The sequence below is a fragment of the Streptomyces bicolor genome, from assembly GCF_000719285.1.
GTDB lineage: Bacteria > Actinomycetota > Actinomycetes > Streptomycetales > Streptomycetaceae > Streptomyces > Streptomyces bicolor.
Genome location: NZ_JOFS01000008.1, coordinates 190,918 through 211,157, shown reverse-complemented (window position 1 = coordinate 211,157; position 20,240 = coordinate 190,918). Strand labels below are relative to the sequence as shown.

Here is a 20,240-nt window from a genome sequence, read left to right as displayed (position 1 = left end):
TCGGTGGCCGGCGCGGGTCTCCCCGATTTCAACCTTTCCCGCGCGCCGCCGTGCGTGGCACCTTGCGCGGGGGGACCATCGAGTCGGCCGGAGGCCCTGCGGGCGCGGCGTTGATCCCGCGTTGATCGAACGTTTTTCGCCCACCGGCACGATCCTGCCCATGCACATCGACACGATCACAACGATCACCTCGCCCGACCTGGCCTGGCAGCAGGAGGCGTTGTGCGCACAGACCGGGGCGGACTTCTTCTTCCCCGAGCCGGGCAGCTCCGTGCGAGAGGCGAAGCGGATCTGCGGCATGTGCCCGATCCGCTCCGCCTGCCTGGAGTACGCGCTGGACAACGACGAACGCTTCGGCGTCTGGGGCGGCCTCTCGGAGAAGGAGCGCCTGGAACTCAGGCGCACGTCACGCTGAGAAGCTGTGTCACATCTTCACTGTGAGTAGTTCGGGCTCGCATCGGCAGCCCAAGCCTCCCTCCGGATGTTGGGGGAGATCGGACCAGTGCCCCGCGGTCGCAAGCTCCTGCCCGATCTGCCGCCTCACGTCGGCCGCCGCGGCAGTCGAGCCGAGCACGCTGTCAGCTAGGTTGCAGAGCCCCTGCACCGAGTCGTGGTCGTCGAAGGCCAGACCGAAGGTCTCCAACAATCCGCAGCCGTAGCTCGGTGAAGCGCTCCGGGATTGGCGGAGGCTCCGGACTGCCCCGAGTTGGGTGGTGTCGAGCTACTTGGTTTCACGCTACCGGTGGGGTGCGGAGTTCGTACTCCACGGGGCTGAGCATGCCCAGCGCAGAGTGCCTGCGCCGCTGGTGGATTCAGCGCGCCCCCAGCACTTACGAGCTGCCCGGCAGACCCGACTACGCCGAGGTGACCAGCTCGTGCTGTTCCCTGGCGCTCAAGACTGCCGAGCAGGCGACGAACAGGCCGGCTTGGCCACCATCAGTAAGGGCGCCCGATGCCGTCAGTACGGCCGCTGAGTGGCCCCATGAAGTGCCCGTGCCCAGTCGGAGCTGTTCCAGGCTCTGCAGGAGGAGGCGTCCCGCACTGGCAACACGCCGCCTATGACGGCGACTTTGACCCCCTTGGACATGGTCCCCTCCACGTTTCGTCCACCGCACTGTAGGTGGCGTGAAGGATACCTGCGGTAGTTGTCTGCTTTTGTTGTCCGAATGAGTGACCGATTCTTGGCCGAACAGGGACATGGCGCCCTCTCCTGTCAAGTCCCGGAATGCAGTGCCGTGACGTGCGTCGACAGCCGGGGCGCAATTGAGGGACGGGTTCCACGAACGTGTGGGTCCCGCTCTCACTGAGGTCAGGAGTGGACGAGATGCCGAGTAACACCGAGCGGCCCTGGGTCCGGCGTGTGGTGCCGTCGGCCCTGCGTCAGCGCGTCGCAGCCCGCGCGTCGCTGCTATGGCTGATCACGACTGCCGCCTTCTTCGCGGTCTGCCTCACGTCGTTCCTGGTGTGGGCTGCGGACGACGGTGCCGTCACCGTCACTCCCAACAGGGGCGGCGGGGCGCATCAGAGTGCGCCACCTGATGATGCGGTGGATGAGGCGCCGGCTGAGGAGGAGCCGGTTGAGGAGGCGCCGGCTGAGGAGGCCCCGGCTGAGGAGGAGCCGGCTGAGGAGGTCCCGGCTGAAGGGGAGGGAGAGCTGGATACGGAGGCGTCGGCCGAGGAGAGCGCGCCGGCCGAGCCCAGCGTCCTGCCGATCGTGATCTCCGGGGCGTCCGGCTTCGGCGGGCTGCTCAGCGGTGTCGCGGCGATGATCACTGTGCGGCAGGCCTCCGACAAGGGAAGGCGGCAGTCGGCCCCGGATCAGCGACGGCCGCTGACAGCCGACGACGACTGTGACGGCGCGGCGGCAGCCGAGCCGGCACGGCGCGTCTGCCCGGCTACACCCACGCATCGAGCCACATCCGCGACCGCCAGTCGTCGACCGGGATCGCCGTGCCCGTGTGGATCGGCCAGAAGTAGATGAAGTTCCAGGCGATCAGCAGCACCAGTACGCCCGCACCCGCGGCCCCCACCACCCGCCTGGTGTCGTCGGCGCCCGGGCGGCCGATGATCGCGCCGAGGAGCATGGCCACGGCGAGGCAGAGGAAGGGGAGGAAGACGACGGCGTAGAAGAAGACAGTGCGTTCCTGGTAGAGGAACCAGGGGAGGTAGCCCGCCGCCACGCCGCAGGCGATCGCGCCGGCGCGCCATCTGAACCGCCATGGCCCGTGCGGGCGCCCCGGAGCCCACCGGCCCTGGGCGCCCGCAGCCACCCGGTCGGGGGAACCGCCGGTCAGCCCGCGGCCCGGGCCGCCATCCGGGCCTTGCGGGCCGCCAGCTTCTCGTCGAACTTCAGGGCCTCGGCGTCCAGCCCGCCCATGAAGAGCCCCAGCTCCTCCTGAGCCTTCTGCCCCTCCGGCCCGAGGCCGTCGATCTCCATGACCTTCAGGAAGCGCAGGACGGGCTGCAGGACGTCGTCGTGGTGGATGCGCATGTTGTAGACCTCGCCGATGGCCATCTGGGCGGCGGCGCGCTCGAAGCCGGGGATGCCGTGGCCGGGCATGCGGAAGTTGACCACCACGTCCCGGACCGCCTGCATGGTGAGGTCGGGGGCGAGCTCGAACGCGGCCTTCAGCAGGTTCCGGTAGAAGATCATGTGCAGGTTCTCGTCGGTCGCGATGCGCGCCAGCATGCGGTCGCAGATCGGGTCGCCGGACTGGTGGCCGGTGTTGCGGTGCGAGATGCGGGTCGCGAGCTCCTGGAAGGCGACGTAGGCGACCGAGTGCAGCATGGAGTGCCGGTTGTCCGACTCGAAACCCTCACTCATGTGGGCCATGCGGAACTGCTCGAGCTTGTCCGGGTCCACCGCGCGCGAGGTGAGCAGGTAGTCGCGCATCACGATGCCGTGCCGGCCCTCCTCCGCGGTCCAGCGGTGCACCCAGGTGCCCCAGGCGCCGTCACGGCCGAAGAGCGAGGCGATCTCGTGGTGGTAGCTGGGGAGGTTGTCCTCGGTCAGCAGGTTCACCACCAGCGCGATGCGGCCGATCTCGGTGACCTTCGAGTGCTCCTTCTCCCAGGCCTCGCCGTCCTCGAAGAAGCCGGGGAAGTTGCGGCCGTCCGTCCACGGCACGTACTCGTGCGGCATCCAGTCCTTGGCGACCTTCAGATGCCGGTTCAGTTCCGTCTCGACCACTTCCTCCAGCGCGTACAGCAGTCGGGCGTCGGTCCAGGCGGAGGACGGGCTGCCGAGGTGAGGGGAAGTGATCGTCACGGGAACTCCAGGGGGACGTACAACAAGGCAGGGTGACCGGCGAGCGGTTGCCGGAACCTACGGCATCGTAGGCTACGTATCCGTAGGTTACGAAGCCGTAGGTTAAGAGTGATGTAAAGACCGCTGATCAGCCGCCGTTCCGTCGCGCGTCGACCGGCATGCGAAAAAGCCCCGGGACCCGCAGGTCCCGGGGCTGGAAGAGTGTTGCGCTCAGGTGGTCAGGCGTACAGCTCCCGCATCCGGACCGAGAGACATGTCACACATCCTTCGAGCTTCTCGAACTCGCTGATGTCGACCAGGACGGGCTCATGGCCGAGGTCGGCGAGCAGCTCCGCCGTCTTCGGCGCGCTCGCGGCCATGAGCAGCTTCTCGCCGCCGAGCAGCACCACATGCGCCCCCGACTCCTCCGGCACCGGAAGGAAGCGCGGGAACAGCGAGGGGGCGTCCAGCTGCGGGATACGGCCCAGAATCGTTCCGTCGGGCAGCGCCGTGATCGCCGACTTCAGGTGCAGCACCTTGCTCACCGGCACGGCGACGACCCGCGCCCCCAGCGGCTCGAAGGCGGCCCGCAGTTGCTGGACGCCGGCCGCGTTGGTACGGCCGCCCCGGCCGACGTAGATCGTGTCGCCGACCTTGAGCACGTCGCCGCCGTCCAGCGTGCCCGGCTCCCAGATCCAGTTCACCGAGCAGCCGAGCGAGGCCACGGCCTCCTCGACGCCCTCGGTCTCGTCGCGCCGGGACTCGGCGCCGGGCCGGGTGATCAGCGCGACGTTGCGGTACATGACGACCGTGTCCTCGACGAACACCGAGTCGGGGCAGTCATCGGCCGGGTCCACCTCGATGGTCTCCCAGCCGTGCGTACGCAGTGCCTCGACGTACGCCTCCCATTGCTCGACCGCGAGATCGGCATCGACCTTCTCCCGCTCGATGTGCGTCACCAGCCCCTCGGCGAGGCGCGGGCTCGGGCGGCGGACGAGGGCCTTCTTGCTGGGCACGACGGGATCTCCGGATCGGTGGCAGGTTTCGGTGCCCCTGATGCATGGGGCACCGGTCCGCCATCATGCAGGTGTTACCCGCCCGTACAAAACCCTCGTGGTCAGGCTGTGGCCCTCCTGAGATACGTGGCGGTGAAGGAGTCGCGGGCCGCCAGCAGTTCCCTCGGTGTCCCTTCGAAGATCACCTGACCCCCGTCCCGGCCTCCGTCCGGCCCCAGGTCGATGATCCAGTCGGCGTGCGCCACCACGTCCAGGTTGTGCTCGACCACCACCACCGTGTTGCCCGCGTCGACCAGCCGGTCCAGCAGTCCGAGCAGCCCGTCGACGTCCGACATGTGCAGCCCGGTCGTCAGTTCGTCGAGGACGTACACCGCTCCGGTGCGGTGCAGCCGGGTCGCCAGCTTGATGCGCTGACGCTCACCGCCGGAGAGGGTGGAGAGGGGCTGCCCGAGCGTGAGGTACGTCAGCCCCACGTCCCGCAGGGCGCGCAGGCGCCGTCGTACGCCAGGGTCCTGGAAGAACTCCAGCGCCTGGCCGGCCGTCATCTCCAGTACGTCCGCGACGGAGTTGCCGTCGACGGTCAGCCGCAGCACCTCGTCCTTGAAGCGCCGCCCCTCGCAGTCGTGGCAGGTCGTGGTGACCGGGTCCATGAAGGCGAGGTCGGTGTAGATGATCCCGCGCCCCTCGCAGGTGCCGCACGCGCCCGAGGAGTTGAAGCTGAACAATCCCGGTTCGGTGCCCGTCTCGCGCGCGAAGATCTTCCGCACCGTGTCCATGACTCCCAGATATGTCGCCGGAGTCGACCGTGCCGAGATCCCGATCGACGACTGGTCCACGACGACGGCGTCGGCGTGAGCGGCGGTGAACTCCTTGACCAGCGTGCTCTTCCCGGACCCGGCGACCCCGGTGACCACGGTGAGCACCCCGGTCGGGAACTGGACCGTCACGTCCCGCAGATTGTGCCGGTCGGCCCCCTTCACCCAGAGCCCACCGCTCGCCGTCCGTACGTCCGCCTTGATCGCCGTACGACGGCCCAGGCACCGCCCGGTCACCGTCCCCGACCGGGCCAGCTCGCCCGGCGTCCCCTCGAACACCACCCGCCCGCCGCCCGCGCCGGCCGCCGGCCCCATGTCGACGACGTGGTCGGCGAGCGCGATGACGTCCGGGTCGTGCTCGACCACCAGCACGGTGTTGCCCTTGTCGCGCAGCCGCAGCAGCAGTTCGCCGAGGCGGCCGACGTCACGTGGGTGCAGTCCGACGCTGGGCTCGTCGAAGATGTACGTCATGCCGGTGAGGCTGGAGCCCAGGTGCCGTACGGTCTTCAGGCGCTGCCCCTCGCCGCCGGAGAGCGTGGACGTCTCGCGGTCGAGGCTGAGATAGCCGAGGCCGATGGCGTCGATGCGTTCGAGGGCGGTGACGGCGGCCCGGGCGATCGGTCCGGCGACCGGGTCGTCGACGTCCTTCAGTACGGCGATGAGATCCGTGACCTGCATACGCGCGCAGTCGGCGATGCTCAGGCCGCTGATGCGGGTCGCGAGCGCCGCCGCGTTGAGGCGGGCACCGTCGCAGGCCGGGCAGGTGCCCTCCGCCAGGAACTCGCGCACCAGATCGCGCGTCTTCTGGCTCATGGCCGACAGGTCCCGCTTCAGGTACAGCCGCTCGAAGCGGGTGGCGAGGCCCTCGTAGTCGGTGGTCCAGGTGCCGCCGGAGCCTTCCACGGTGACCTTGCTGCCGATGCGGCCGTGCATCAGGAACTCCCGTTCGGCGGCCGTGAAGAGGCGGACGGGCTTGTCCGGGTCGAGGTCGGCGCTGTTGGTGTACGCCTGCCCCTGCCAGGTGCCCGCGGCGAACGGCGGGAAGCGGACCGCCCCGTCGGCCAGCGAGCGGTCCGGGTCGAGGATGCGGTCCCAGTCCGGCCGTACCGTCCGGCCCAGGCCGTCGCACTCGGGGCACATGCCGGAGGGGTCGTTGAACGAGTACGCGGTCGCCGGCCCGGCGCTCGGGGTGCCGTGCCGGGAGAACAGCACCCTGATCACCGAGTAGATGTCGGTCATCGTGCCGACCGTGGACCGGGAGTGACCCCCGATCGGCCGCTGGTCGACGACGATCGCGGGGGAGAGGTCCGCCAGCTCCTCCGCGTGCGGGCGCTCGTACTTGGGCAGCCGGTTGCGCACGAACCACGTGAAGGTCTCGTTCAGCTGGCGCTGCGACTCCGCCGCGATCGTGTCGAAGACGATCGACGACTTCCCCGATCCCGAAACGCCGGTGAACACGGTCAGCCGGCCTTTCGGGATGCGGAGGGTGACGTCCTTGAGGTTGTTCTCCCTGGCTCCGGTGATGGTGATGAACTCGGGTGTGAAAGCGGCCATGCCCTCGAAGCTAGGCGGAATACCCGACAGCTTCTGGCGTGATTTCCTTGAGTTCTCCCTCCTCCACCATCAGCCAGCGCGTGATGCCGATCGACTCGAGGAACGGCAGGTCGTGGCTGGCCACGATCAGCGCCCCCTCGTACGACTCCAGGGCCGTGGTGAGCTGCCGTACGCTCGCCATGTCCAGGTTGTTCGTCGGTTCGTCCAGCATCAGCAGCTGCGGCGCGGGCTCCGCCAGCATCAGCGCGGCCAGTGCGGCCCGGAAGCGTTCGCCGCCGGACAGCGTCGCCGCCTTCTGGTCGGCGCGGGCGCCCCGGAACAGGAAGCGGGCCAGCCGCGCCCGGATCCGGTTGTTGGTGGCGTCCGGCGCGAACCGGGCCACGTTCTCGGCGACCGACAGCTCGCCGTCGAGGACGTCCAGCCGCTGCGGCAGGAACCGGAGCGGCACATGTGCCGTCGCCTCACCCGCCACCGGCGCCAGCTCCCCGGCGATGGTCCGCAGCAGCGTCGTCTTGCCCGATCCGTTGCGCCCGATCAGCGCGATCCGCTCCGGACCGTGCAGATCGAAGCCACCGGTCACGCGCGCGCCGTACACGAGCTCCAGATCGCGCAGGGTGAGCACGCCGCGGCCCGGCGGTACGGCGGTGTACGGCAGCTCGACGTGGATCTCGTCGTCGTCCCGTACGGCCTCCACCGCCTCGTCGAGCCGCTCCTTGGCCTCGGCGAGCTTCTCCTCGTGCATGATCCGGTGCTTGCCGGCGGACTCCTGCGCCGCCCGCTTGCGCGCACCCATCACGATCTTCGGCTCGCGCTTCTGGTCCCACATCTTCTGCCCGTACCGCTTGCGGCGGGCCAACTTGACCTGGGCGTCGACCAGTTCACGTTTCTGCTTCTTCAGGTCCGCCTCGGCGACCCGCACCATCCGCTCGGCCGCCTCCTGCTCGACGGCCAACGCCTCCTCGTAGGCCGAGTAGTTGCCGCCGTACCAGGTGATCTCCCCGGAGCGCAGATCGGCGATCTGGTCGACGAGGTCGAGGAGTTCACGGTCGTGGCTGACCACCACCATCACCCCCGGCCAGGACTCGACGGCCGCGTACAGCCGCCTGCGGGCGTACAGGTCGAGGTTGTTGGTGGGCTCGTCGAGCAGCAGGACGTCCGGGCGGCGCAGCAGCAGCGCGGCCAGGCGCAGCAGCACCGACTCGCCCCCCGACACCTCGCCGATCGTGCGGTCCAACTCGACGTGCCCGAGCCCGAGTTCGCCGAGGGTGGCGAGGGCGCGCTCCTCCACGTCCCAGTCGTCGCCGACGGTCTCGAAGTGCTCCTCGGCCACGTCGCCCGCCTCGATGGCGTGCAGCGCTGCCCGCCGGTCGGCGATGCCGAGGGCCTCGTCGACCTTCAGTGCGGTGTCGAGCGTGACGTTCTGCGGGAGATAGCCGACCTCACCCGCGACACGCGCGCTGCCGTCGGCCGGGGTGAGCTCACCGGCGATGAGCTTCAACAGGGTTGATTTTCCCGACCCGTTGACGCCGACGAGCCCGGTCCTGCCGGGGCCGAACGCGACATCGAGACCCTCGAAGACGGCGGTGCCGTCGGGCCAGGAGAAGGAAAGAGAGGTGCAGCTGATGGAAGTAGGCATGAGGGCGCCTCCGCGGTTGCTCGAAGTGATCAAGGGCAAACGCGTATCGAGACACCGGCGACCTACGGGCGGTGAGAGGCCCTGGGCATGAGAAATGCCCTGTTCCGTGAGGACGGCTCGAACGCCGAGGTCGCACGTTGCGCACACACCTCAGGTGTGACGCGGTGTCTCAGGACCTCAGACGAGCAACGTCCTTCTCCAATCGACGGCAACAGGACGTTGAACACCGTAGGAGGGGGCCAGGACGGTGTCAACGTAATTAATTCCGGGCGCGATCGGGTGGGGTGGGCGGAACGCCTCAGCAGGCGTCCCGCATCAGCTCCGCGAGGTCACGGTCCAGGTCGAGCTGGAGGTGCTCCAGGCCGAGGGGCACCAGCTCGCTGGTGGACTGCAGGAAGCGGCGCACCTCGTTCGTGCGGATGTGCACGACCGCGGTGCCTTCGGGAGCGTGGAACTCCAGGACCGTACGGTCGAAGCCGTACGGCCGCACCCGGACGTCGCCGTGACCCTCGGGTCCCTCCAGCCCGGCCAGGAGCAGCTCGCGACTGAAGGTCCAGCACACCTCCACGCCCTCCAGGGTGGCCGGGGCCGGGAAGGTCATGCGGACGGCGAACGGGTCGCGTCGGTCGTAGCGAAGGGTCGCCGGAATGCTCGGCATCCGCGGCGCGGCGGCGACGAGGCGGGCCTCAACGGGCTGCTCGATGACGGTGGACAACGCCTTGCTCCCTTGTGACGGCTGGACGAACATCCGGGCGTACGAGACCGGGCACTGGTAGAGACGACGGAATCAGCCAATCCGTGCACACGAATGTCGAGTGACCTGTGTCACCGTCGTCATGCATGGGAGTGGGGTGTTCGCCCTTCCGTGACGGGAAAGTCGCGTGTGATCTCCTGCGATCTCCTGTGACACCGTGGGGTTGGCATGGCCATCTGGACGACACCGTGGCGGTGGACTAGCTTCGCCCGCCATGAGGCGTTCGGGGAGCACGCGACGGTTGGGGATCGGTTTTCGGACAGCGGCCGCGGGGGTGGCGTGCGGGGCGGCGCTCGCCGCGCTGACGGTCGTACCCGCGCAGGCGCACGAGCCGGAACGCCGGGCGCCGCACTGGGAACTCAAGGACAGCGGCATGCCCGAGGTGCGGTTCCGAGGGCTGTCCGCGGTGAGCCGCGACACCGCCTGGCTGGCCGGGACCGCGGGCACCGTCCTGCGCACCACCGACGGCGGCGCGACCTGGCGGAACGTATCGCCGCCCGGCGCCGCCGAGCTGCAGTTCCGGGATGTCGAGGCCTTCGACTCGCGACGCGCCGTGGTGCTGGCCATCGGGGAGGGCGAGGCGTCCCGGGTGTACCGCACCGACGATGGCGGCGCGACCTGGACCGAGTCCTTCCGCAACACCGACGCGCGGGCCTTCTACGACTGCATGACCTTCTTCGACCGCCGCCACGGCCTGGCGATGAGCGACCCGGTCGACGGCCGGTTCCGCATCCTGTCGACCAGCGACGGCGGCCGTTCCTGGAACGTGCTGCCCAGCGACGGGATGCCCGCCGCACTGGAGGGCGAGGCCGGCTTCGCCGCGAGCGGGCAGTGCCTGGTCGCCTCCGGGCCGAAGGACGTCTGGCTGGCCACCGGCGGGGCCGCACGCGCGCGTGTGCTGCACTCCGCCGACCGAGGACTGACCTGGACGGCCACCGACACGTCGGTCCCCGCGGGCGACCCGGCCCGCGGCGTGTTCGCCCTCGCCTTCCGCGACCGCACGCACGGCCTCGCGGTCGGCGGCGACTACCGCCCCGAGCAGACCTCGCCGCGGGCTGCCGCGCGTACCGGCGACGGGGGCGCCACATGGCGGCCCGCCGCGACACCGGTGAACGCCTATCGCTCCGGCGTCGCCTGGCTTCCGCACAGCCGCACCTCCGCACTGGCGGTCGGCCCGACCGGCACCGACCTCACCACCGACGGCGGCCGCACCTGGCGGACCGTCGACACCGGCTCGTACGACACCGTGGACTGCACGCCGGACCTGGGCTGCTGGGCGGCGGGGGAGAAGGGCCGGGTCGCGCGGCTGGAGAGGTGAACCGGAATGTGGGTACTCGGACGCCGACTGCGAGAGGAGTGACTCACATGCCAGCCGGTTCGAGCTCGAAGCGGGAACGCCAGTACGAGCACATCAAGAAGAGCGCCCAGGACCGGGGCGAGAGCACCTCGCGCGCCAAGGAGATCGCGGCGCGGACGGTGAACAAGGAGCGCGCCCGCTCCGGTGAGTCGAAGACGGCCAGCCGCACGTCCACGCAGGACATGTCGTCCGGCAAGCGGGGCGGCCAGCGGTCCGGCAAGGGCTCCCAGGGCCCCACTTACGACCAGCTCTACGAGGAGGCCAAGCGGCGCAACATCCACGGCCGTTCGGACATGAACAAGAGCCAGCTCAAGCAGGCGCTGGGCGGGAAGTGACCGATCGGCTCAGCCGAGCGTCTCGCGGTACCGCTCCAGCGCCGGAGCCGTCTTCGTGGCGGCGAACTCGGTGATGCGGTACGCGCAGACCCCGGCGCCGACGAACGGATCGGTCGCGGTGATCGCCTCGATCCGAGCCCGGTCCCCCGCGACGGCGATGATGACCCCGCCGTCGCGGGGGTTCTTGCGTCCGGACGCGAGGAAGGTCCCGTTCTCGTACTGCTCGTCGAGCCACGCCACATGCGCCTCCAGCACGGCGTCGACGTCCTCGATCGGTGCGGTGTAGGTCAACTCCAGTACGAACATGATCGCGAGCCTACCCCTGGGCCCGCGGCGGCCGGCCCCGGCCCCGTACGCTCGTGCCCACCATGACGACCGTACGCATTCCCGCGGGCTGGCCCGCGACCGAGGAAGAGGCCCGCGCCGTCCAGGACGAACTGCGGGAGCGGGTGGTGCTCGACGAGGAGGGGCCGCCGCCCGGAGCGGGGCACGTGACCGGTGTGGACGTGGCGTACGACGACGAGCGGAACCTCGTCGCGGCCGCGGCGGTCGTCCTCGACGCGGCGACCCTGGACGTCGTCGCCGAGGGCACTGCGGTCGGCCGGATCTCCTTCCCGTACGTGCCCGGGCTGCTCGCGTTCCGCGAGATCCCCACGGTGCTGGCCGCCCTCGACGCCCTGCCCTGCCCACCCGGCCTGGTCGTCTGCGACGGCTACGGCCTCGCCCACCCCCGCCGCTTCGGCCTCGCCAGCCACCTCGGCGTCCTCACCGGCCTCCCGACGATCGGCGTCGCCAAGAACCCGTTCACCTTCACCTACGACGACCCGGACGCACCGCGCGGCTCCTCCGCCCCGCTGATGGCGGACGACGAGGAGGTCGGCCGGGCCCTGCGCACCCGCGACGCCGTCAAGCCGGTCTTCGTCTCGGTCGGCCACCGAATGACCCTCGACAACGCCTGCGCCCACGTCCTCGCCCTGACGCCGGACTACCGGCTGCCGGAGACGACACGCCGGGCGGACGCCTTGTGCCGGAAGGTGCTGAAGGAGGCTGCTCGTCCGAGGCCGGAACGCGCCGCCCGAGCGGCGGCTGACCCCACTCGGACGTGGGGGCGGTCCCTGTTCGAGCGCCAGCCCCTGCCCGTGAGTTGGGCGGGGCGGGTGCTCGCGGCAGCAGCGGAGGGCCTGGGCCGGACCCCGGAGATCGACGCCGCGGTGGAACTGGCGGGCGACCGAGACCGGTGGAGCCGGGGCAGGGAAGTGTTCGAGCTGGTCCGCGCGCGAGGGCTCGCGGCCTGGGAGCACCCGACGGACCAACAGCGGCTGCTGGTCCGTCTCGCGGAGCTGGTCGGCAAGGTCGCCCACAATGAGGCAGGGCCCTGTCCCTTCTTCGACCATCACGCGGGCTGGCAGATCGGCCCCATCGCCGTGCACCTCGCCACCTGCGCGCCCGATCCGTCCGTACGGGACCGGATCGCGGAGGCGCTGGGGGAGTGGCCTACGACCGACGAGGCCGACTGAGTACGTCCTCTGAGTACCTGTACGGATGTCGCCCACTGCGGCGCTCGGCAGGCTGGGCCCCATGACGACGCACCGTGCCCCGAAGCCCCTTGCCGATCCCAACCGTCCCGTCGAGCGTGCCGTGACGGCCGCGCTGGTTCTCGCCACGCTGGCCGGGCTGGGCTGGATCGTCGGGATGATCTACACCATCGCCGGATGGCCGCTCTAGGGTCGGGTAGCCGGGCCGGCGGCTGGCGCAGAATCGGTTCAGCGAGTGGCGGCCACCCGGAAGGTGATGCCCGCTGCGCGCAGTCGCTCGATCAGCGCGTCCCCCATCGCGACCGCCGTCGTGACCTGCCCGGCCGTGGGCGGCAGTTCGTCGAAGGCGAGGGACAGGGCCGACTCCGCGAACATCTTCGCCGTCTCGCCGTAGCCGGGGTCACCGCCCGCGACCTCGGTGAACACACGCCGGCCGCCGCCCTCGCTGACGAAGCGGACCGAGAACCAGCTCTTCGCGCGCTTCTCGGGGCCCGGCCCCTCACCGGGCTTGAGCCGGTCGGACAGCCAGCGCCGGGCGGGCGGCAGTTGGGCGGCCGTGAAGAGCGCGCTCATCGCCGCGACACCGCCGAGCGCGACGGGCAGATGCCGTACGGCGGCGTAGTGGCGGTAGCGGAAGTCGGGGCCGTAGCGCTCGAGGGCCCGCGCGGAGCGCTTGACGATCTGCGGGTCGATCGTCGGCAGCGGCACCGCCCAGGCGCCGATCTCCTTGGCGAACCGGGGAGTGCCCGTCGGTGCCAGCGCCCGGCGCCCCATCAGGCGCGGCTCGTGCCGGGCCCGGTCGCGTGCGGCGGCCAGCATCTGGCGCCCGCGCGAGAACTGGTTGAGCGCCGACGCGAACGTGCCGCCCGAGAAGGTGGCGTCGGCGGTCACGAACCCGTCCACCGTGAGCGGCACGCCCTGCGGCAACTGCTGGACCGTGAAGTACGCGCCCAGGTCGTGCGGGACGGAGTCGAAGCCGCAGGCGTGCACCAGCCGCGCGCCCGTCTCACGCGCGCGTGCGTCGTGCAGGACGTACGTCCGGTCCACGAACTCCGGCTCACCGGACAGGTCCAGATAGTCGGCGCCGGTGTCCGCGCAGGCGGCGACCAGGTCCCCGCCGTACGTCACATAGGGGCCCACCGTCGTGGCCACCACGCGGGCGTGCTCGGCGAGTCGGCGCATGGAGGCCGGATCGGCGACGTCCGCCTCCAGCACCCCGATTCCCTCGCCGCCCGGCAGCGACTCGCGCAGCCGCTCCAGCTTCGCCCCGCTGCGGCCGGCGATCGCCCAGCGCAGCCCCTCGGGTGCCTGCGCGGCGAGGTACTCCGCGGTGAGTGTCCCGACGAAGCCCGTCGCTCCGAAGAGCACGATGTCGTACGGACGGTCCGTCCTGCTCGGCCTGCTCATGACACCCCTCGGTTCCGCACCACGCGCCGTTGTCGGTGGCCGAGGCTAGCGTGAGGTGTGCGGAGCCCGACGACGAGCCCGGAGGTAAGCGGTGGCCGTGCCCAGGAATGCCCTGAAGAAGTGGGAGAAAGTGCGCGCGTTCGCGCTCGGGCTGCCCGGAGCCACCGAGGAGTTCCCGTGGGGCGAGACGGTCGCGAAGGTCAACAAGAAGGTGTTCGTCTTCCTCGGCGTGGACGACGGCAGCTACCCGCTGGGCATCACGTTGAAGCTCAAGGACGAGTCCGCGCACGCCCACGCCCTGACCTGCCCGGGCGCCGAGCCCGCCGGATACGGCCTGGGCAAGTCGGGCTGGGTGAGCATCCCGCTGGAGCAGAAGGGCGCGCCCGCGGCGGAGCTGCTGTGCGACTGGGTGGAGGAGAGCTACCGCACGATCGCGCCGAAACGGCTGATAGTGGAGCTGGACGGGCGCTGACAGCGCCGGGGCGGGTTCGCGGCCGGGCTTGCAGCGGGTAACTTCCTAAGCGCTTGCTCTTGTGTCCGGTGAGGCATCTTCTTAGCATCACTGGTGTTACAGCAGTTGTGTCACACCCCTGGGGGCAGGATGGCGACGACGCCAGGACAGGGCCCGCTCACCGGCGTGCGCGTGGTCGAGCTGGCCGGTATCGGACCGGGCCCGTTCGCGGCCATGCTCCTCGCCGACCTGGGGGCCGACGTCGTCCGCGTGGACCGGCCCGGCGGCACCGGACTCGCCATCGACACCGAATACGACATCACCAACCGCAACAAGCGCTCGGTGGTCATCGACCTGAAGTCTCCCGACGGCGCGGCCCGCGTCCTCGACCTCGCCGCACGCGCCGACATCCTCATCGAGGGCTACCGGCCCGGCGTCGCCGAGCGCCTCGGTGTCGGACCCGAGGCCTGCCACGCCCGCAACCCCGGGCTGGTCTACGGCCGCATGACCGGCTGGGGCCAGGAGGGGCCGCTCGCCCACCGGGCCGGCCACGACATCGCCTACATCGCCCTCACCGGCACCCTCGGCATGATCGGCAGCCCCGACGAACCGCCCGCCGTCCCCGCCAACCTGGTCGGCGACTACGCGGGCGGCTCCCTCTACCTCGTCGTCGGCGTCCTCGCCGCCCTCCACCACGCCCGCGCGACCGGCACCGGCCAGGTCGTCGACGCCGCCATCGTCGACGGCGCCTCCCACCTCGCCGCGATGATCCACGGCATGCTCGCCGCCGGCGGCTGGCAGGACCGGCGCGGCGCCAACCTGCTGGACGGTGGCTGCCCGTACTACGGCACCTATGAGACGGCCGACGGGAAGTACATGGCGGTCGGCGCGCTGGAACCGCAGTTCTACGCGGAGTTCCTGGAACTGCTCGACCTCCCGGAGTACGCGTCCGCCCGCAAGGACTGGACCCGCTGGAGCGAGCTGCGCGAAGCGGTGGCGGCCCGCTTCAAGTCCCGGACCAGGGACGAGTGGACGGCCGTCTTCGAGGGCTCCGACGCGTGCGTGGCCCCCGTGCTCTCCCTGCGCGAGGCCCCGCGGCACCCGCACCTCGCCGCCCGCGGCACCTTCACCGACCACGGCGGCATCACCCAGCCCGCGCCCGCACCGCGCTTCACCGCGACCCCGACGGCCGTGCGCAGCGGCCCTGCCCAGCCGGGCGCACACACCACCGACGTGGCCCGCGACTGGGACGTACCCGATCTCCTGAAGGGCCCCGACACGGTCGGCCCCGCGACGAAGGGCCTGGCATGAAACGGCAGATCTTCGCCCCCGAGCACGACGCGTTCCGCGAGACGGTGCGCAGCTTCCTGGCCAGGGAGGTGCTGCCGTACTACGAGCAGTGGGAGAAGGACGGCATCGTCTCCCGCGACGCCTGGCGCGCGGCCGGCAAGCAGGGCCTGCTCGGCTTCGCCGTGCCCGAGGAGCACGGAGGCGGCGGCACCCCCGACTTCCGTTACAGCGCCGTCCTCGCCGAGGAGTTCACGCGCGCGGGCGTACCCGGCCTCGCCCTCGGCCTGCACAACGACATCATCGGCCCGTACCTCACCTCGCTCGCCACCGACGAGCAGAAGCGCCGCTGGCTGCCCGGCTTCTGCGACGGCACGCTCATCACGGCGATCGCCATGACCGAGCCCGGCGCCGGCTCCGACCTCCAGGGCATCCGCACCCACGCCGAGGACCGCGGCGACCACTGGGTGCTCAACGGCTCCAAGACGTTCATCTCCAACGGCATCCTCGCCGACCTGGTGATCGTCGTCGCGAAGACGACACCCGAGGGCGGCGAGCACGGGCTGTCCCTGCTCGTCGTCGAGCGCGGCATGGACGGCTTCGAGCGCGGCCGCAACCTCGACAAGATCGGCCAGAAGGCGCAGGACACGGCCGAGCTGTTCTTCCACGACGTACGCGTGCCCAAGGACAACCTCCTCGGCGACCTCGACGGCGCCTTCGTCCACCTGATGACGAACCTCGCCCAGGAGCGCCTGAGCATCGCCGTCTCCGCGATCGCCGCCGCGGAACACCTGCTGGAGATCACCACCGAGTACGTCAAGGAGCGCGAGGCCTTCGGGCGGCCGCTCGCCACCAAGCAGCACATCCGGTTCGAGATAGCCGAGATGGCCACCGAGTGCGCCGTCACCCGTACCTTCCTCGACCGCTGCGTCGAGGATCACTCGAACGGGCAGCTCGACGCCGTCCACGCCTCGATGGCCAAATGGTGGGCGACCGAGCTGCAGAAGCGGGTCGCCGACCGCTGCCTGCAACTGCACGGCGGCTACGGCTACATGAGCGAATTCCCGGTCGCCCGTGCCTTCACCGACGGCCGTATCCAGACCATCTACGGCGGGACGACCGAGATCATGAAGGAGATCATCGGCCGTTCCCTGCTCGGCTGACGCCCTCCCGCCCGGCCGAGGCCCTGCTGCCGGGCCGACCCTCACCCCGAAAGGCTTCCCAGTGAGCACCGAAGCGTATGTGTACGACGCGATCCGCACCCCGCGCGGCCGCGGCAAGGCGAACGGCGCCCTGCACGGCACCAAGCCCATCGACCTGGTCGTCGGCCTCATCCACGAGATCCGCGACCGCTTCCCGAACCTCGACCCGGCCGCCGTCGACGACATCGTGCTCGGCGTCGTCGGCCCGGTCGGCGACCAGGGCTCCGACATCGCGCGCATCGCCGCCATCGCCGCCGGGCTGCCGGACACGGTGGCGGGCGTGCAGGAGAACCGCTTCTGCGCCTCGGGTCTGGAGGCCGTGAACATGGCCGCCGCCAAGGTCCGTTCGGGCTTCGAGGACCTCGTCCTCGCGGGCGGCGTGGAGTCCATGTCCCGGGTGCCGATGGCCTCGGACGGCGGCGCCTGGTTCAACGACCCGATGACCAACCTCGCGGTCAACTTCGTGCCGCAGGGCATCGGCGCCGACCTGATCGCCACGATCGAGGGCTTCTCGCGCCGGGACGTCGACGAGTACGCGGCGCTGTCCCAGGAGCGGGCGGCGACGGCCTGGAAGGAGGGCCGCTTCGACCGCTCCGTCGTCCCCGTCAAGGACCGCAGCGGCCTGGTCGTCCTCGACCACGACGAGCACATGCGTCCGGGCACCACCGCCGACTCGCTCGGCAAGCTGAAGCCGTCCTTCGCGGACATCGGCGACCTGGGCGGCTTCGACGCCGTGGCGCTGCAGAAGTACCACTGGGTCGAGAAGATCGACCACGTCCACCACGCGGGCAACTCCTCCGGCATCGTCGACGGCGCCTCGCTGGTCGCCATCGGCAACCAGGAGGTCGGCGAGCGCTACGGCCTCACCCCGCGCGCCCGCATCATCTCCGCCGCCGTCTCCGGCTCCGAGCCCACCATCATGCTCACCGGCCCCGCGCCCGCCACCCGCAAGGCGCTCGCCAAGGCCGGGCTGACCATCGACGACATCGACCTCGTCGAGATCAACGAGGCGTTCGCGGCGGTCGTCCTGCGCTTCGTACGGGACATGGGCCTGTCCCTGGACAAGGTCAACGTCAACGGTGGCGCCATCGCCCTCGGCCACCCCCTCGGCGCGACCGGCGCGATGATCCTCGGCTCGCTCGTCGACGAGCTGGAGCGCCAGGACAAGCGGTACGGCCTCGCCACGCTGTGCGTGGGCGGCGGCATGGGCATCGCCACCATCGTCGAGCGCATCTGACCCCCCTCCCGACGGATCACACGGAGCACCTCCACATGAGCACTCAGTCCACCACCATCCGCTGGGAGCAGGACCGCGAGGGCATCGTCACGCTCGTCCTCGACGACCCCAACCAGTCCGCGAACACCATGAACCAGGCGTTCCGCGACTCCCTCGCCGTGATCACCGACCGGCTGGAGGCGGAGAAGGACACCATCCGCGGTGTCATCATCACCTCCGCCAAGAAGACCTTCTTCGCGGGCGGCGACCTGCGCGACCTGATCCGGGTCACCCCGGAGACCGCGCAGGAGCTGTTCGACGGCGGCATGGCCATCAAGCGCAACCTGCGCCGCATCGAGACCCTGGGCAAGCCGGTCGTCGCCGCGATGAACGGCGCGGCCCTCGGCGGCGGTTACGAGATCGCGCTCGCCTGCCACCACCGCATCGCCCTCGACGCGCCCGGCTCCAAGATCGGCTGCCCCGAGGTCACCCTCGGCCTGCTCCCGGGCGGTGGCGGCGTCGTACGCACCGTCCGCCTCCTCGGCATCGCCGACGCCCTGCTGAAGGTCCTGCTCCAGGGCACGCAGTACAACCCGCGGCGCGCCCTGCAGAACGGCCTGGTCGACGACGTGGTCGCCACCCAGGAGGAACTGCTCGCCAAGGCCCGCGCCTTCATCGAGGCGAACCCCGAGTCGCAGCAGCCCTGGGACAGGCCGGGCTACAAGATCCCCGGCGGCACCCCCGCCAACCCCAAGTTCGCGGCGAACCTGCCCGCCTTCCCGGCCAACCTGCGCAAGCAGACGAACGGCGCGCCCTACCCGGCCCCGCGCAACATCCTCGCGGCCGCCGTCGAGGGCGCCCAGGTCGACTTCGAGACGGCGCAGGTCATCGAGGCCCGCTACTTCGTGGAGCTGGCGGCGGCGCAGACGTCCAAGAACATGATCCAGGCGTTCTTCTTCGACCTCCAGGCCGTCAACTCGGGCGCCAACCGGCCCAAGGGCATCGAACCGCGCAAGGTCCGCAAGGTCGCCGTGCTGGGTGCCGGGATGATGGGCGCGGGCATCGCCTACTCGTGCGCACGCGCCGGCATCGAGGTCGTCCTGAAGGACGTGTCGCTCGAAGCCGCCGTCAAGGGCAAGGGCTACTCGGAGAAGCTGTGCGCCAAGGCGGTCTCCCGGGGCCGTACGACACAGGAGAAGGCCGACGCGCTGCTGGCGCGCATCACGCCGACCGCCGACCCGCAGGACGTGGCCGGCTGTGACGCGGTCATCGAGGCGGTCTTCGAGAACCCCGAGCTCAAGCACAAGGTCTTCCAGGAGATCCAGAACATCGTCGAGCCGGACGCGCTGCTGTGCTCCAACACCTCGACGCTCCCGATCACCGCCCTCGCCGAAGGCGTGGACCGCCAGGCCGACTTCATCGGGCTGCACTTCTTCTCGCCCGTCGACAAGATGCCGCTCGTCGAGATCATCAAGGGCGAGCGGACGGGCGAGGAGGCGCTGGCCCGCGCCTTCGACCTGGTCCGGCAGATCAACAAGACGCCGATCGTGGTGAACGACTCGCGCGGCTTCTTCACCTCTCGGGTGATCGGCCACTTCATCAACGAGGGCGTGGCGATGGTCGGCGAGGGCATCGAGCCGGCGTCGGTCGAACAGGCGGCGGCGCAGGCGGGCTACCCCGCCAAGGTCCTCTCCCTGATGGACGAGCTGACGCTCACGCTGCCGCGCAAGATCCGCAACGAATCCAAGCGGGCCGTGGAGGAGGCGGGCGGCACCTGGACGTCGCACCCCGCCGAGGCCGTGATCGACCGCATGGTCGACGAGTTCGACCGTCCCGGCCGCAGCGGTGGCGCGGGCTTCTACGAGTACGGCGAGGACGGCAAGCGGGCCGGTCTGTGGCCGGGGCTGCGCGAGCACTTCACGCGCCCGGGGGCCGAGATCCCCTTCCGGGACATGCAGGAACGCATGCTCTTCTCCGAGGCCCTGGACACGGTCCGGCTCCTGGAGGAGGGCGTCCTGACGTCGGTCGCCGACGCCAACATCGGCTCGATCTTCGGCATCGGGTTCCCCGGGTGGACGGGTGGTGTGCTCCAGTACATCAACGGCTATGAGGGTGGGGTCGCCGGGTTCGTGGCGCGGGCGCGGGAGTTGGCGGAGAAGTACGGGGAGCGGTTCACGCCGCCGGCGCTGCTGGTGGAGAAGGGGGAGAAGGGGGAGCGCTTCGGGGACGCGTGACAGCGGGCGAGGGCGAGGGTTTCGCCCCCGCCAGGGGGGCTATGCCTCCTGCGTCCCCGCCCCTCGGACGCCGGAGGGCTGACTTGCTCAGCCCTCCGGCGTAGCACCACCGAACTCCCTTCCCTGGCCGCCCTGTCTGAGGTCGACGACGCCTCCGAGTACGTCCTCGGCGTCCACGAGGCGTCGTGCTCTCC

General features: G+C 70.5%; 16 protein-coding genes and 2 pseudogenes. 10 read left to right on the top strand and 8 right to left on the bottom strand.

Translation table 11 applies throughout. From position 1 onward, the window contains the following. Positions 1-160 precede the first annotated feature (160 nt). Positions 161-415, top strand: coding sequence for a WhiB family transcriptional regulator (locus IF78_RS0112345; protein ID WP_031480988.1), 255 nt, complete (start codon positions 161-163; stop codon positions 413-415). A 1,480-nt stretch (positions 416-1,895) separates the two neighbouring features. On the opposite strand, the pseudogene IF78_RS0112335 reads toward IF78_RS0112345, so the two are convergent. The 6 genes and pseudogenes from IF78_RS0112335 to ssgD form a co-directional block, all read right to left on the bottom strand. Then, positions 1,896-2,219: pseudogene (locus tag IF78_RS0112335) on the bottom strand (phospholipid carrier-dependent glycosyltransferase); the annotation flags it as partial. Positions 2,220-2,290: 71 nt separating this feature from the next. Beyond that, complete coding sequence (locus IF78_RS0112330; RefSeq protein WP_031480994.1) at positions 2,291-3,268, bottom strand: acyl-ACP desaturase; 978 nt, start codon at positions 3,266-3,268, stop codon at positions 2,291-2,293. A gap of 218 nt (positions 3,269-3,486) precedes the next feature. Next, positions 3,487-4,263, bottom strand: a complete 777-nt coding sequence (ddaH, locus tag IF78_RS0112325; RefSeq protein WP_031480996.1) for a dimethylargininase — start codon at positions 4,261-4,263, stop codon at positions 3,487-3,489. Positions 4,264-4,364: 101 nt separating this feature from the next. Continuing rightward, on the bottom strand, positions 4,365-6,632 hold the full coding sequence (locus tag IF78_RS0112320; RefSeq protein ID WP_031480998.1) for an ATP-binding cassette domain-containing protein: 2,268 nt from the start codon (positions 6,630-6,632) through the stop codon (positions 4,365-4,367). Between the two features lie 10 nt (positions 6,633-6,642). Continuing rightward, on the bottom strand, positions 6,643-8,268 hold the full coding sequence (locus tag IF78_RS0112315) for an ABC-F family ATP-binding cassette domain-containing protein (RefSeq protein WP_031481000.1): 1,626 nt from the start codon (positions 8,266-8,268) through the stop codon (positions 6,643-6,645). A 298-nt stretch (positions 8,269-8,566) separates the two neighbouring features. Continuing rightward, complete coding sequence (gene ssgD / locus IF78_RS0112310) at positions 8,567-8,983, bottom strand: spore wall synthesis regulator SsgD (RefSeq protein ID WP_031481002.1); 417 nt, start codon at positions 8,981-8,983, stop codon at positions 8,567-8,569. A gap of 253 nt (positions 8,984-9,236) precedes the next feature. Here ssgD and IF78_RS0112305 point away from each other — a divergent pair, with 253 nt between their 5' ends. After that, positions 9,237-10,340, top strand: coding sequence for a WD40/YVTN/BNR-like repeat-containing protein (locus tag IF78_RS0112305; protein WP_051827744.1), 1,104 nt, complete (start codon positions 9,237-9,239; stop codon positions 10,338-10,340). 47 nt (positions 10,341-10,387) lie between these two features. After that, on the top strand, positions 10,388-10,714 hold the full coding sequence (locus IF78_RS0112300; RefSeq protein WP_031481006.1) for a hypothetical protein: 327 nt from the start codon (positions 10,388-10,390) through the stop codon (positions 10,712-10,714). Between the two features lie 9 nt (positions 10,715-10,723). On the opposite strand, the gene IF78_RS0112295 is transcribed toward IF78_RS0112300, so the two are convergent. After that, positions 10,724-11,020, bottom strand: a complete 297-nt coding sequence (locus IF78_RS0112295; protein ID WP_031481008.1) for a YciI family protein — start codon at positions 11,018-11,020, stop codon at positions 10,724-10,726. 62 nt (positions 11,021-11,082) lie between these two features. Here IF78_RS0112295 and IF78_RS0112290 point away from each other — a divergent pair. Both IF78_RS0112290 and mmpA read left to right on the top strand, forming a co-directional pair. Then, positions 11,083-11,763 (top strand): annotated as a pseudogene (locus IF78_RS0112290) (endonuclease V); the annotation flags it as partial. 529 nt (positions 11,764-12,292) lie between these two features. After that, complete coding sequence (mmpA, locus tag IF78_RS43570; RefSeq protein ID WP_199921395.1) at positions 12,293-12,439, top strand: morphogenic membrane protein MmpA; 147 nt, start codon at positions 12,293-12,295, stop codon at positions 12,437-12,439. A 38-nt stretch (positions 12,440-12,477) separates the two neighbouring features. Here mmpA and IF78_RS0112280 read toward each other — a convergent pair whose 3' ends face one another. Continuing rightward, positions 12,478-13,656 carry a saccharopine dehydrogenase family protein gene (locus tag IF78_RS0112280; protein WP_031481012.1) on the bottom strand — a complete coding sequence of 393 codons (1,179 nt, stop codon included), beginning with the start codon at positions 13,654-13,656 and terminating at the stop codon, positions 12,478-12,480. 91 nt (positions 13,657-13,747) lie between these two features. On the opposite strand from IF78_RS0112280, the gene IF78_RS0112275 reads away from it, so the two are divergent. From IF78_RS0112275 to IF78_RS0112255, 5 genes are all read left to right on the top strand, one after another. Next, positions 13,748-14,128 (top strand): MmcQ/YjbR family DNA-binding protein, encoded by a 381-nt coding sequence (locus tag IF78_RS0112275; protein WP_031481014.1) that lies wholly within the window; start codon positions 13,748-13,750, stop codon positions 14,126-14,128. Positions 14,129-14,257: 129 nt separating this feature from the next. After that, a complete protein-coding gene (locus tag IF78_RS0112270) occupies positions 14,258-15,418 on the top strand; it encodes a CaiB/BaiF CoA transferase family protein (protein ID WP_031498246.1) in 1,161 nt (386 codons plus the stop codon). Then, the gene (locus IF78_RS0112265) at positions 15,415-16,557 is read left to right on the top strand and encodes an acyl-CoA dehydrogenase family protein (protein ID WP_031481018.1); all 1,143 of its coding nucleotides are present in this window, start codon (positions 15,415-15,417) and stop codon (positions 16,555-16,557) included. Before IF78_RS0112270 ends, IF78_RS0112265 begins: the two co-directional genes overlap by 4 nt. Before the next feature lie 61 nt (positions 16,558-16,618). Continuing rightward, complete coding sequence (locus IF78_RS0112260) at positions 16,619-17,833, top strand: acetyl-CoA C-acetyltransferase (RefSeq protein ID WP_031481020.1); 1,215 nt, start codon at positions 16,619-16,621, stop codon at positions 17,831-17,833. Positions 17,834-17,868: 35 nt separating this feature from the next. Beyond that, entirely contained in the window at positions 17,869-20,046 is a 2,178-nt protein-coding gene (locus IF78_RS0112255) for a 3-hydroxyacyl-CoA dehydrogenase NAD-binding domain-containing protein (protein WP_031481022.1), read from the top strand. Positions 20,047-20,240 lie beyond the last annotated feature (194 nt).